This window comes from Flaviaestuariibacter terrae, from assembly GCF_054777635.1.
On sequence record NZ_BAAHAL010000008.1, the window covers coordinates 1727212 to 1740894 of the forward strand.

Consider the following 13683-nt stretch of genomic DNA (forward strand, 5'->3'; position numbering starts at 1 on the left):
AAAGTCGCCTAAGGCGGTAAAAAATAAGTCGCTCAGGGGCTTTGATCGGGCCGTCCGTAGGTGTTTTCACAGCTTTTTTTCGCCCGGCGCAGCGTGGCGGCATGCCTATTGCAACGACTCGGGTGTATGAATTTGATCCTACCCGCCAGCCAGAGGTATGTAGCCTATGTGGAGGACGACGAGGAAGATGTCGAATTGTTTGAGGAAGTAGCCACGTCGGCAGGTTTGCTGGTGCAAACTTTCCCCGATGGGGAAGCTTTGCTGCAAAGCCTTCGGATCGAAGGGCGGCTCCCCTGTCTCATTCTCCTTGACCTCAAAAACCCGGTTCGCTCCGGTCCGGAGACCTATGCCATCCTCCAGGCCGACGAGCGCTTCCGCGCCATCCCGGTAAAATATTTTTCCAGCTCCTATGAGCTCATGGAGCGCGAGCAGCGCAATGCCCCCGAGGTGGAGCTGATCACGAAGCCCGACGTTTACAGCGATTGGCTCGCCCTTGTCACCCGCCTCCAGTCCTACTGCAGGGAGCCCGAAACAGGCGCGCTCTCCTGACGTCCCTGTTCGCCTTATGTATTGGCCCTTTCGCCGACCTTTCCCTTTCCTTAACTACCCGATGCGACAACTTTGCAGGACGAACTATGAAAAACGACCTGCATACCCATAGCATACTTTACATCGACGACGACGCCGATGACCTGCAGCTGCTTCGCGAGGCCCTCAACCGCGTCGGCTCCGGCTACCGGCTCCTCGACGCCCAGGACGGCGTCGCAGGCCTCGAGCTCCTCCAACTCCTCAAGGCCACGGGCGAGCTTCCCTGCCTCATTGTGCTCGACATCAACATGCCCCGCCTCGACGGCCGCCGCACCTTCCAGCAGCTTCGCCGCGAGCCCGGCCTCGAGCATATTCCCGTCGTCATCTTCAGCACCTCCAGCTCCGAACTCGACAAGCTTTTCTTCCGCGGCAAAGACGTTGAGTACATCACCAAGCCGATTCACTTCGACCACCTCGTGGAGATTGCGGAAAGAATGCTGCAACATTGTGAAGCAGTAGGAGTTCAGCGCTGAGATCTCAGATCTCAGATTCCGGATCTCAGATCGGGGTAACAGTGATCTGCTGTTTTTTACAACAATATTTTTCAGGAAAAGTCACAGGAAATACTGTGGCTTTTCTCTTTTTCAAGGCTATTGGGAGTCGGAGCTTCGCGAAAAGCAACAATATGAATCGCGCGGAGCTACAGGCAAGAACGAGGAAATTTCATGTGGATGTACTTCGCTTATGCCGTGCGCTTCCGAGGGACGCCACCGGCTTCGAAACGGGCAAACAGTTGATCCGTGCGGCTGGATCGGTAGGCGCCAACTACCGCGCGGCTGGACGTGCGAAGTCTACCGCCGATTTCATCTATAAAATTGAGATTGTCCTGGAGGAATCGGACGAGTCACTTTACTGGCTGGAAGTTTCAAAAGAGGCGGGCTTGCTGAGCGGACAGGAACTGGACCGGTTGATTGCGGAAGCAAATGAGCTTACCGCCATTTTCGTTGCAGCGTGCAATACATCGAAAAAGAATAGCCCCAGGCATTCAAATTCCAGTAGAAACCGCCAAAGCAGCAGGAAGGAGGGAGGAACTCCAGATCTTACATCTCAGATCTGACATCTGAGATTTTCTCCGCTGCCAGCTGCCGCACAATCTTCTCCAGCTCATAAATGCGCTTTTCGAGCTCGGGGAGGTTGCGGAACACGGCCTGGCTGCGCAGGGCGCTGGTATAGTCGCCGGCGGGAGAGCCGGTTACCGAGGAGAAAGGTTCCTTGAGGGATTTCGACACGCCGCTCTGCGCGTTGATCCGCGAGCCGTCGGCGATCTGGATATGGCCCACGAGGCCGGCCTGCCCGCCGATCATGACGTTGGCGCCGATCTTGGTGGAGCCCGAAACGCCGGCCTGCGCCGCGATGACCGTGCTGTTTCCGATCTCCACGTTGTGGGCGATCTGGATCAGGTTGTCGAGCTTGGCGCCGGCACGGATGATGGTGGAGCCCATTGTGGCGCGGTCGATCGTGGTATTGGCGCCTACCTCCACGTTGTCTTCGATCAGCACATTGCCGATCTGCGGTACTTTCTTGAAGGAGCCGTCGGCCTGGGGCGCGAAGCCGAAGCCATCGCCGCCGACCACGGTGCCGGCATGTATCGTGACGCCGTTGCCAAGCACACAGTCGTGGTAGATCTTGACGCCCGGGTGCAGGAGGCAGCCGTCACCGATGGTCACGTTGTCGCCGATAAAGGAGCCCGGGAAGATCTTCGTGCCGCTGCCCACTTTGACATGCTCGCCGATATAGGAGAAGGCGCCCACGAACACATCCTGCCCCAGCTTCGCGGACTCCGCGATAAAGCTCGGTTGCTGGATGCCTTTCATCTGCTGGGTGGCCATTTCCTGGTATTTGCTCAGGAGCTGCGCGAAGGCGCTGTAGGCATCGGGTACGCGGATAAGCGTCGGCCCCACCGGCTGGCGGAGCTCATAGGTTTCATTGATGATCGCGATGGATGCGCCCGTAGAGTACAGGAAATCCTCGTATTTCGGGTTGGCCAGGAAGGTCAGCTGCCCTTCGGAAGCTTCCTCGATCTTGCCGAATGACGAAACCGTCGCATCGGCGTTCCCCTCGATTTTCCCGTTGAGCAATACAGAGATCTGGGCGGCTGTAAACTGCATGTACTAAAAGTAAAAAGTAAAAATTCAAAAGTCAAAAAAAAGACAACGGCATCCAGCGGTTCGGTAGGTCCAAAGCTTTTGACTTTTGACTTTCGATTTTGACTTATCTCAGGTGGCAAAGGTAATACTTTTTGACAGGGGCGGCTAGCTGGTGGTGGATCAGGGCGTTGTCGACGCTGGCGATATCGGTCACCGTCCCGTCCTTGAACAGCACCCGTATGCGCTCGTCGTAGGGGTTGTAGGTGGTGTTCTGCGCCTCCCCCGTAAACACGAAATAGGCCGCTTCCTCCTCGGTTATGCCCAGCCGGACGGCTACTTCGCGGCGCAATCCGGCCACGTAGTCGTCCGCGAAGGGCTCGCGCTGGAAGCGCACTTTCAGCAGCTTCCGGTCCACGAGGCCCTTGCACAATCTTGACAAAACTTTATCGAAGTGCCCGCACCAGTTCTTGATCGAGCAAAGAACATCGGTGTCGTCCAGCTGCGCGAACTTCTCGAGGTGGCGGATGAAGTTGTCGCCGGGCTGGTGTTCCTTCAGGAAGAAGTCGAGGTTGTTGGAAACGGCGTTGAGCTCGATGCCCGCGTTGATCAACTCCCCGGCCCGCTCGATGATCCGCACCAGCATTTTCTCCGCCGCCACCACCGCCTTGTGCAGGTACACCTGCCAGTACATCAGGCGCCGCGCCACCAGGAACTTCTCCACCGAAAAGATCGCTTTCTCCTCGATCAGGAGCTCGCCCTCGTGCACGGTGAGCATCTTCAGAATGCGGTCGTAGCCGATGACGCCTTCCGATACGCCCGTGAAAAAGGAGTCGCGCGTGAGGTAGTCCATCCGGTCCACATCGAGCTGCCCCGATACGAGCTGGTGCAGGAATTGCTTCGGGTAGTCGCCGCGGAAGATGGCCATCGCCATATCGAGCTTGCCGTCAAACTGCTCGTTGAGCAGCTGGAGGATCAGGTCGGAGATCTCCTCGTGGTGCACGCCGCGGATCAGTTTGCGCTCAAGGGCGTGCGAGTAGGGACCGTGGCCGATATCGTGGAGGAGGATGGCGATCTTGGCACCCTGCTCCTCGGCGGGCGTGATCTCAACGCCTTTGCTGCGCAACTCGACAAGGGCGAGGCCCATCAGGTGGTAGGCGCCCAGTGAATGGTGGAGACGTGTGTGCACGGCGCCCGGGTATACCAGCGAGGCAAAGGCCATCTGGTGAATCCGGCGCAGACGCTGGTAGTAGGGATGGGAGATGATGTCGAAGATCAGGGGATCATCCACGGTGATAAAGCCGTACACGGGGTCATTGATGATCTTGCGGACATATGGCATGCGGAAACGTTAAGAACGCAAAAGTAGGGCGGTAGTAGGCTACATTTGGAAATGCGCCGCAGGGCACCACAAAAACGATACAATGGCATTAGCAAAGATTTTATGGGTAGATGACGAGATCGAGAGCCTGCAGTCGCAGAAAAAGTTCCTGGAGAACAAGGGATACGATGTGCAGACGCTTACCAACGGCTTTGACGCGATCGACTATATCAAGGAGAACATCGTGGACGTGGTGCTGATGGACGAGACGATGCCCGGCCTCACGGGTCTCGAGACGCTCGCCAAGATCAAGGAATACAACGACCAGATACCGGTGGTGCTTATCACCAAGAACGAAACCGAGAACCTGATGGACGAAGCCATCGGCTCGCAGATTTCCGATTACCTCATCAAGCCGGTCAACCCGAACCAGGTCTGGCTGTCGCTGAAGAAGATTATCGACAACCGCCGCCTCGTGGCCGAGAAGACCACCACGGCCTACCAGCAGCAGTTCCGCAACCTGTTCATGGCGCTCAACTCCAACCCCGATTTCAACGAATGGATGGGGATCTACAAGGAGCTGGTGCGCTGGGAGCTGAGCCTCCAGCAAAGCGATTCGCCGGAGATGCAGGAAGTGCTCCAGTCGCAGAAGAGCGAAGCCAACACCGAGTTCTTCAAGTTCGTGTCCCGTAATTATACGGACTGGCTGTCGCCGAAAGCCAAGACGCGGCCCGTAATGTCGCACACGCTGCTGAAGGAAAAGGTGATCCCGCAGCTCCAGAAGGGCACGCCGCTGTTCTTCGTGCTCGTCGACAACCTGCGCTTCGACCAGTGGCGCGCCATCCAGCCCATATTCGCCGAGTCGTTCCGGATCGTGGAGGAAGATACGTTTTACAGCATCCTGCCCACGGCGACGCACTATGCCCGCAACGCCATCTTCGCCGGTGCCCTCCCGATCGATATCGAGCGGAAGTTTCCGCAGTACTGGAAGAACGACGAAGACGAGGGCGGCAAGAACCAGAGCGAGGAGGAGCTGCTCCGCGCCAACCTGAAGGCCATGGGAAAGGGCGACCTGAAAGTGTCGTACACCAAGGTGCTCAACAACCAGGCGGGGCTCGATCTCGTGCAGAACATGCACAACCTGCTCCACAACGACCTCAACGTGATCGTGTACAATTTCGTGGATATGCTCTCGCACGCCCGAACGGAAATGGAAGTGCTCAAGGAGCTCGCCGGCGACGAGCAAAGCTACCGAAGCGTCACGGCCTCCTGGTTCCTGCACTCACCCCTTTACCAGGCGCTGAAAAAGGTCTGCGACAAGGGCATCCGCATGGTGCTTGCCACGGACCACGGATCCGTACGGGTGAAGACACCCGTGAAGGTGATCGGCGACAAGCAAACGACCACCAACCTTCGCTACAAGCATGGCCGCAACCTCAATTACGATCCGAAGGAAGTACTCGCGTTCCGCGACCCTAAAGAGGCGGGCCTTCCCTCGCCAACGATCAACTCGAGCTACATCTTCGCCGGCGAGGACACCTTTCTCTGCTATCCCAACAACTACAACCACTACGTCAACTATTACCGCAACACCTTCCAGCACGGCGGTGTATCGCTCGAGGAGATGATCGTGCCCGTGATACAGATGGTAAGTAAGTAAGTCGGAAGTGGGAGGCAGTGAGATAGAACGCATGGTTCGGCAAGCTCACCAGGTCATCCTTCGTCTACGCTCAGGATGACAGTGTCACAGTGAGCATAGCCGAACTGGTCGGCCTGAGCGCAGCCGAAGACCGTGCGTCAGCAAATCATAACCAATCGTACCAGATCTGCGTGTACCGCTTGCGGTACCTGCGTTCCTTCTCTCCAGGGCCGCTTGCGGCCTATTTCCTAAATTCGCCCCATGAAGTACACGCAAACCACGCTCGACAAGATCGAAGGCGTTGCCGAAGAGGCGGGCTACATCGTGCGCTATGAGCGCGGCTCCTTCCAAAGCGGCTTTTGCATCCTCGAAGACCGGAAAGTGGTGGTGCTGAATAAATTCCTCCCGCTCGAAGGCCGTATCAATACGATGATCGACCTTATCCCGCAGCTTCGCATCGACGCGGATGCGCTCACGCCCGAGAGCAAGAAATGGTTCTCCGAGATCATGGGCCGCTACCGCGCGGCGCAGGAAGAACTCAATTTTAAGAAGGGTTCAGAAGGATCAGAAAGTTCTGAGGGTTCTGAAGGTTCTGATGGTTCTCAAGGTTCTGAGGGTTCTGAAACCGGACAGCCGGGTTCCGCAACCACCTGAACCACCTAAACCAACTAAACCTTCTTAAACGTCCCTAAACCTCCTGAACCTTCTAAACCTTTCGCTAATTTGCCTACAATGGCAGCGCCCCCCCTCAAATTCACCTTTCTCGGAACCGGTACCTCCTCGGGTGTGCCGATGATCGCCTGCCGCTGCGCCGTCTGCACCTCGCACGATCCGCGCGATAACCGGCTGCGGAGCGCGCTGCTGGTGCAATCGGCAACGACCACGCTGGTGGTCGATACGGGGCCCGACTTCCGCTACCAGATGCTCCGCGCCGATGTGCAGCGCCTGGATGCCGTGCTGTTCACCCATCCCCATAAAGACCACATCGCCGGCCTCGACGACGTGCGGGCCTACAACTTCTTCCAGCACGAAGCAATGCGCCTCTATGCCAACGCCCTGACGCAGGAGGCCCTGATGCGCGAGTTTGCCTACGCCTTCGCCGACAAGAAATACCCTGGTGTTCCCAACCTCGAGTTGCAAACCATCGACCTGGAGCCCTTCCTGGTGGGCGATATCCCGGTAACGCCCGTGCAGGTATGGCACCTGAAAATGCCCGTGCTCGGCTTCCGCTTCGGCGACTTCACCTACATCACCGATGCCAACCGGATCGACGCAGGAGAGAAGGGGAAGATCCGCGGCTCCGAGGTGCTGGTGGTGAACGCCCTTCGCCGCGAGCCCCACATTTCGCACTACAACCTCGCCGAAGCCGTCGCCCTGACCCGCGAGCTGGCGATCCCCAACGCCTATTTCACGCACATCTCCCACCAGCTGGGCCTCCACGCCGACATCGAAAGCGAGCTGCCCGAAGGCATGCACCTGGCCTATGATGGGCTGGAGGTAGTCTGCTAACCGGGTAGTCTGCTAGTCTGCTAATCAGGTAGTCTGCTAATGGGGTAATCTGCTAACCTGCTGATGCCGGGTAAACTCCAAACCGAAAACCGAAAACCGAAAACCCAAAACCGAAAGCCCCAAACTTTCTCCGCTTATCTTCGCCGCGCATACAACGATTGCTAATATGAATTTTCAACTTTCCGAGATCACGCAGCAGGTGGCACAGACCGCCCGCGATTTTGCCCTTCAGCATATCAAGCCCCACGTTATGGAGTGGGATGAAAGCCAGGAATTCCCGGTCGATGTCTTCAAGCAGCTCGGCAAGCTGGGTATGATGGGTGTGCTCGTGCCCGAAGAATACGGAGGCGCCGGCCTCTCGTACTTCGAGTACCAGGCCGTGATCGTCGAGATCGCCAAGGTCTGCGGCTCCATCGGCCTCAGCGTAGCGGCGCACAACTCCCTCTGCACGGGCCACATCATGACCTTCGGCAACGAGGAGCAGAAGCGCAAGTGGCTTCCGAAGCTCGCCAGCGCCGAATGGATCGGCGCCTGGGGACTCACCGAGCCCAACACGGGTTCCGATGCCGGCAATATGAAGACCACCGCCGTTCGTGATGGCGACAACTGGGTGATCAACGGCACCAAGAACTGGATCACCCACGGACTGAGCGGCGACATCGCCGTAGTCATGTGCCGCACCGGTGAGCCCCGCTCCAAAGACAACGCCACGGCCTTCGTGGTGGAGCGCGGAACCCCCGGCTTCAGCGGCGGCAAGAAAGAAAACAAGCTGGGCATGCGGGCCTCCGAAACCGCGGAAATGATCTTCGAGAACTGCGTCATACCCGACGCCAACCGCCTCGGCGAAGTCGGCAGCGGTTTCAAGCAGGCCATGAAAATCCTCGATGGCGGCCGTATCTCCATCGCAGCCCTTTCGCTCGGTATCGCCAAGGGTGCCTATGAGGCCTCGCTGCAGTATTCGCAGGAGCGCCACCAGTTCGACAAGCCCATTTCATCATTCCAGGGTATTGCCTTCAAGCTGGCCGATATGGCCACCGAGATCGCTGCCTCCGAAATGCTGATCCTCCAGGCCTGCGACCTAAAGGAGCGCAAGCTGCCGATGACCAAGGAGTCGGCCATGGCGAAATACTATGCATCTGAAGTCGCTGTGAAAGTGGCCAATGACGCCGTACAGGTGTTTGGCGGCTACGGCTACACGAAAGACTTCCCCGTGGAAAAGCACTACCGCGACGCCAAGCTGTGTACCATCGGCGAAGGCACCAGCGAGATCCAGAAGCTGGTGATCTCCCGCGAAGTGCTGAAATAACCGGCCCGTCTGCCGATGCGTGAATTTTGCCACTAGCCAACTAACTATAGCCCCTGCCATCGCGGGGGCTTTTTGTTGTTCCGTACGTTCGGGCGCCTTCCGTACGGCGTCGTTGGTTCACTTCCGGAAATTCCTATTTTAGTGTAAATCACGTTCATGCATCGCTCCCTGAACCTCCTGCTCGCACTTCTCGTTTTCTGTGCCACCGCTTCGGCGCAATTGGATGCGGTATCGCGTGCCCGCCTGCAAACGACATCCGGTACGCTGCGGGGCTACGTCCGCAACCGTCCAAAGATCTTCACACCGCAATATTTCGATTTTTCCGAAAGCGCTACCGGTCCCTGGCGCCGCTTTGATGCGTCTGCGCTGGAGCGCGTGGAGCTGGAAGACAGCACCGTGTTTGAGCGGCACCACGTGCGCGTGCCCGTACTGGCAAAGCCCGTATCGCTGCGGCAAAAAAGCGACTACACGCCAAACGTATACCTCGATGGCGGTCTCCTGCTCGAGCAGCTCGTAGATGGCAATCCTGATCTCTTCGAGTATACCGACAGCTTCGAAGTGGCACATTTCTTTTACCGCGGCATCGGCGATACGGCACTGCAGCCGATCGTGTACGAGCCCTACGAAGACCCGTACGACAAAGGGCAATTCGGCTACCGAAACGAGCTCGAGCGGCTCGGTATCCGCGCGGGCTGCGGCGAGGCGGCGCATACCGATATCAATTACGTGTCGTACGAGACCGCCGATATGATCCGCTATTTCGAGCAGCTCAATGCCTGCAGCGGGGGCAGGGCGCGGGTTGTTGGACGCCTCAACAAAAAGCGCTCGGTTGTGCGTGCCGGTATAGAGGCCGGCGGTTGGTTCGCGTCGCAGTACATCGGCCTGCCCTACGACCAGGCAGCAAGGGTCCACACCTTGTCGGGCGTAGTGGGCGCCTGGATCGACTTCCTCCCGCGGCGCCAGAATACCAACCTGCTCATTGGGATGGGGCTTTCGCTGCTTACCGGGAGCAACGACTTTCAGCCAGGTACCAAGGAGCTCCGTATTCCGCACGCCGAACTGTCGTATAAAGCAGTGTACCTGGAAGTGACCGTTCGCCGGCTGTTCGGCGACTCGCGCCAGCGCCCTTTCCTGGAGAGCGGCCTGATGATGGGTGGCTACTTTTCGGGCGAGCTCCACTACGTTGTACAAAACCCGTCGGGTGGCATCGAGCAGTACAACAGCCGCCTTGGCGGCACGAGCACAGAGGCCATGATTGGCGCGGGCCTGCAGTTGCCCGCCGGCTCGCTGCACCTCCGCTACGGGCAGCCGCTCGTGGGCAACAACCCCTTCCGCGACCGCAACCTGAGCCTGCTCCTGCGCCTCGCGCTCAAACGATGATGTAGTTGGCTTTCGGGCAACTACATCTTACGCAAACGTCCCGCACAGGCGGGACGTTTGTTCTATTTATTAGCAGACTAGCAGACTAGCAGATTATCACATTACTTCAGCTCCTGCATCTGCACCAACCGGTAATAGTAGCCACCCTTCGCCATCAGCGTGTCGTGGTTGCCGCGCTCGACGATCTCGCCTTTTTGCAGCACGATGATCTCGTCGGCATGACGGATGGTGGAGAGGCGGTGGGCGATGACGATGGAGGTGCGGTGCTGCATCATGTTGTTGATCGCGTCCTGCACGAGGCGCTCGCTTTCGGTATCGAGGGCGGAGGTGGCTTCGTCGAGGATGAGGATGGGCGGGTTTTTCACGATGGCCCGGGCAATGGTGAGCCGCTGCCGCTCGCCGCCGGAGAGCTTCGTGCCGCGGTCGCCGATGTTGGTGTCGAAGCCCTGCTCTTTTTGCCCGATGTAGTTGTAGGCATTCGCAATGCGTGCCGCTTCCTCCACTTCGCCATCGGATGCATCGAGCTTGCCCATGCGGATGTTGTTGCTGATGCTGTCGTTGAAGAGGATCGGCTCCTGCGTTACGATCGAGATGAGGTTGCGCACCGATTGCAGCTGGTAGTGGCGGATGTCGACGCCGTCGATAAGGAGCTCGCCGCTGCTTACGTCGTGGAAGCGCGGCACGAGGTCGGCAAGCGTGCTCTTGCCCGCGCCCGAAGAGCCTACCAGGGCTACGGTGTGGCCCTTGGGTATGACCAGGTTGATATTCTTGAGAATGGGTATGCCGTCGTAGTCGAACGAAACGTTGCGCAGCTCAATGCGGTCGCGGAACTCGCTGAGCGCCTGGCCGCCGGGGTTGTCGTCGACGGTGTTCTCCGTTTGCAGCACTTCCTCGATGCGGCCGATGGCAGCCTGCCCTTTCTGCATGTTGCTGAAGGAGTTGGCCAGCGATTTCGCCGGGTTGATGATGGTGTAGAAAACACCCAGGTAAAAAATGAACGAGGAGGCCGACAGCGGGATGCCACCGGAGAGAATGAGACGGCCTCCGAAGTAGAGGATCGCGCAGAACACGACGATGCCGAGCGTTTCGGAAAGGGGAGAGGCGAGGTCGCGGCGGCGCGACACGCGGTTCTTCATATGCAGCAGCTCGTTGCCGTTGCCGTGAAAGCGTCCCTGCATGAGACGCTCGAGGTTAAAGGCCTTGATAACGCGGAGGCCGCTGAGGGTTTCATCGAGCACCGACATCGATTCGCCATACAGCTCGGCGAGACGCGAGCTGTGCGACTTGAGGGAGCGCGTGGTGCGCCCGATGAGAAAGCCCACCACCGGGAGGCAGAGGAACACGAACACGGTGAGCTGCCAGCTGGTGCTGAGGAGCATCGCCATGGCCAGGATGATGGTAATGGGGTCGCGCACCCAGCCTTCGATGGCGCTGATCAGCGAGCTTTCCACCTCACCGATGTCGTTGGTGACGCGGCTGATCAGGTCGCCCTTGCGCTTCTCGGTGAAATACCCGATCGGGAGCTGCAGGATCTTGTCGAACATCTCGTTGCGCATCCGCACCACGATACGGGCCTTCAGCGGGTTGAGGATGTAGTTGGAAAGAACGAGAAAGAGGTTTTTCAGCAGTGTCGATACGATGATGAAGATGCAGATGAAGAGCAGCGCGGCTACCTTTCCCTGCGATTCCACCAGGTTTTGCATCGAGCCCTGGATCAGGTTGATGAGGGGATTGGACGAGGGCCCCAGCGAGGGTCCCGACACGCCGAAGATCAGGTTGAAGAACGGGATCAGCATACCCATCGATACGATCGAGAAGCTGACCGACAGGATCGTCGTCAGCGTATAGAGCGCTATCTCGCCTTTATAGTTGCGCAGATAGCGGAAAATGCGGGTGTATTTCTTCATGAGTGCTGTGCCGTAGCGAGGCGCAAAGTTAGGGCAATCGGCGATCGGGAATCGGGAACGGGCTGACCGGCGGCCCCAATCCAGTGCCGATTAGCGATTGCCGATTGCCGAAGTTGTATTTTTGCCCCTTACAAAGCAGCAACTATGGAGGAAGGAAAGCGTCAGAAGCAGGTAGCCGGGCTCATTCAGGAAGAGATCAACGATATTTTCCGCCGCCTCGGGCTGTCGATGATGGACGGAGGCATGGTGTCGGTATCGGGTGTGAAGATCACCCCCGACCTCCTCGAAGCCCGCATTTACCTGAGCTTTTTCCAGGTGGCCGAACCGAAGCAGACCCTCAAAAAGATCACCGAGCGCGCCTGGGAGATCAAGAAAGAGCTGACGGCCCGCATCAAGACGCAGCTGCGCCGGATGCCCGAGCTCCGCTTCTTCTACGACGACACCCTCGACTACGTGTTCAAGATGGAGAACATCTTCAACCAGATCAAGAAAGAAGACGAGGGGCTGAACGAACAGAAGAACACGGAACAGGGACCGCAGAACAAGGAAGGTAGCGAGCCGGAAGAAAAAACAGATTGACGCTCCGGAGCCTTTTCTTGTTCCTTGGTCCTTATTCATTTTGCCCATGAACTTTCTCTTCGCCTGGCGCTACTTCAAAGCCAAAAAGTCCACCAACGCCATCAACATCATCGCCTGGATCTCGATCCTGGCCATTGGCGTCGGTGCGGCCGCCCTTATCCTGGTGCTGAGCGTGTTCAATGGTTTTGAAGACCTCGTCAAATCACTGTATTCCTCCTTTTACCCCGACCTCCGCGTGGGCGCGGCCAGCGGCAAGCAGATCGTGCTTACCGAAGCGCAGCTTGCAAAGATCCGCAGCGTCAACGGCGTAGCCTGGTGCTCGGCGACCCTCGAGGAGAAGGCGCTGCTGCAGAACGGCGATAACCAATCCATCATTTACCTTAAAGGCGTCGACGACAACTACCGCCGCGTGTCGGGTGTCGCCGGCCATATGCTTCGCGGCTCCTTCGACGTGGGCACCGCCGATGCGCCGCTGCTCGTGCTGGGCGCAGGTGTCGAGAACGCCGTGGGCATCGAGAGCGACCGCAACTTCTCGCCGCTGCTGGTGCACCTTCCGCGCAAGGGCGCCGTCGACCTGAGCAATCCCCTCAATTCCATCAGCGCCGATACGGTCAACACCGCGGGGGCCTTCCTCATCCAGCAGGATTTCGACAACAAGTATGTGCTCACGAGCCTGGGCTTTGTGCAGCGGATGATGGACGAGCCAGCCGACCGCTTCACCTACCTCGAGATCGCCCTGAAGCCGGCAGCCGACCCCGATGCGCTGGCCGCCGACATTCAGCAGATGCTCGGGGCAACGTACAAAGTGCAGACGCGCTACCAGCAGAACGCGTCGCTCTATGCAGTGATGGCCGCCGAGAAGTGGGTCATCTACGCGATCCTCTCCCTCATTCTCGTGGTGGCGGCCTTTAACATGATCGGCTCGCTCACGATGCTGGTGCTGGAGAAAAAAGCCGATATCCAGGTGCTCCATGCCCTCGGCGCCGACGGTCGCCGCATCCAGTCGATCTTCCTGGGCGAAGGCCTCCTGCTGGCCCTTATCGGTGGCGGAAGCGGCATCCTGCTGGCCCTAGGCCTCGCCCTCGCCCAGATCCGCTACAAGTTCATCCCGCTTTCCGGCGGCTCCTTCCTCATCGATTATTTCCCCGTCAAGCTCAATCCCTGGGACTTTCTCCTCGTATCCGTCACCATCGTCGTAATCGCCCTCCTGGCTTCCTGGATCCCGGCCCGCAAGGCCGCCAGGCAGCAGTTTGCCATCCGAGAAGGATAGGGAATAACGAACAGGGAACAAGGAGCGAGGAATTCTGATCGGAAAGTCCGAACACGAAAAAGGGAAGCCACTTCTGACTTCCCTTCCTCATTATTTATTT

13 protein-coding genes are annotated in these 13683 nt (G+C 58.2%); 10 read left to right on the forward strand and 3 right to left on the reverse strand.

Annotated elements, in window-relative coordinates; translation table 11 throughout:
• The first annotated feature begins 126 nt into the window (after positions 1-126).
• From ACYU7Z_RS15590 to ACYU7Z_RS15600, 3 genes are all read left to right on the forward strand, one after another.
• Positions 127-549: a response regulator gene (locus tag ACYU7Z_RS15590; protein ID WP_460572126.1), complete on the forward strand. Its 423-nt coding sequence runs from the start codon at positions 127-129 to the stop codon at positions 547-549.
• Positions 550-635: 86 nt separating this feature from the next.
• Positions 636-1061, forward strand: coding sequence for a response regulator (locus ACYU7Z_RS15595; protein WP_460572128.1), 426 nt, complete (start codon positions 636-638; stop codon positions 1059-1061).
• Positions 1062-1213: 152 nt separating this feature from the next.
• Positions 1214-1645 (forward strand): four helix bundle protein, encoded by a 432-nt coding sequence (locus tag ACYU7Z_RS15600; RefSeq protein ID WP_460572130.1) that lies wholly within the window; start codon positions 1214-1216, stop codon positions 1643-1645.
• Here the strand turns inward: ACYU7Z_RS15600 and lpxD are convergent.
• Positions 1629-2696 (reverse strand): UDP-3-O-(3-hydroxymyristoyl)glucosamine N-acyltransferase, encoded by a 1068-nt coding sequence (gene lpxD / locus ACYU7Z_RS15605; protein WP_460572132.1) that lies wholly within the window; start codon positions 2694-2696, stop codon positions 1629-1631. The two genes, ACYU7Z_RS15600 and lpxD, sit on opposite strands and share 17 nt — an antisense overlap.
• A 103-nt stretch (positions 2697-2799) precedes the next feature.
• Positions 2800-4014: an HD domain-containing protein gene (locus tag ACYU7Z_RS15610; protein WP_460572134.1), complete on the reverse strand. Its 1215-nt coding sequence runs from the start codon at positions 4012-4014 to the stop codon at positions 2800-2802.
• Between the two features lie 82 nt (positions 4015-4096).
• Between ACYU7Z_RS15610 and porX the strand changes: the two genes are divergently transcribed.
• The 5 genes from porX to ACYU7Z_RS15635 all read left to right on the forward strand — a co-directional run bounded on the left by porX (position 4097) and on the right by ACYU7Z_RS15635 (position 9827).
• Complete coding sequence (gene porX, locus ACYU7Z_RS15615; protein ID WP_460572136.1) at positions 4097-5653, forward strand: T9SS response regulator signal transducer PorX; 1557 nt, start codon at positions 4097-4099, stop codon at positions 5651-5653.
• A 240-nt stretch (positions 5654-5893) separates the two neighbouring features.
• Entirely contained in the window at positions 5894-6286 is a 393-nt protein-coding gene (locus ACYU7Z_RS15620) for a hypothetical protein (RefSeq protein WP_460572138.1), read from the forward strand.
• A 78-nt stretch (positions 6287-6364) separates the two neighbouring features.
• A complete protein-coding gene (locus tag ACYU7Z_RS15625) occupies positions 6365-7141 on the forward strand; it encodes an MBL fold metallo-hydrolase (RefSeq protein WP_460572140.1) in 777 nt (258 codons plus the stop codon).
• 166 nt (positions 7142-7307) lie between these two features.
• Positions 7308-8447, forward strand: coding sequence for an acyl-CoA dehydrogenase (locus tag ACYU7Z_RS15630; protein ID WP_460572142.1), 1140 nt, complete (start codon positions 7308-7310; stop codon positions 8445-8447).
• A 156-nt stretch (positions 8448-8603) separates the two neighbouring features.
• Positions 8604-9827 carry a hypothetical protein gene (locus ACYU7Z_RS15635; protein WP_460572144.1) on the forward strand — a complete coding sequence of 408 codons (1224 nt, stop codon included), beginning with the start codon at positions 8604-8606 and terminating at the stop codon, positions 9825-9827.
• A 101-nt stretch (positions 9828-9928) separates the two neighbouring features.
• Here ACYU7Z_RS15635 and ACYU7Z_RS15640 read toward each other — a convergent pair whose 3' ends face one another.
• Positions 9929-11734 (reverse strand): ABC transporter ATP-binding protein, encoded by a 1806-nt coding sequence (locus tag ACYU7Z_RS15640; RefSeq protein ID WP_460572146.1) that lies wholly within the window; start codon positions 11732-11734, stop codon positions 9929-9931.
• Between the two features lie 144 nt (positions 11735-11878).
• On the opposite strand from ACYU7Z_RS15640, the gene rbfA reads away from it, so the two are divergent.
• Positions 11879-12313 carry a ribosome-binding factor A gene (rbfA, locus tag ACYU7Z_RS15645; protein ID WP_460572148.1) on the forward strand — a complete coding sequence of 145 codons (435 nt, stop codon included), beginning with the start codon at positions 11879-11881 and terminating at the stop codon, positions 12311-12313.
• 46 nt (positions 12314-12359) lie between these two features.
• Positions 12360-13583, forward strand: a complete 1224-nt coding sequence (locus ACYU7Z_RS15650; protein WP_460572150.1) for an FtsX-like permease family protein — start codon at positions 12360-12362, stop codon at positions 13581-13583.
• Positions 13584-13683 lie beyond the last annotated feature (100 nt).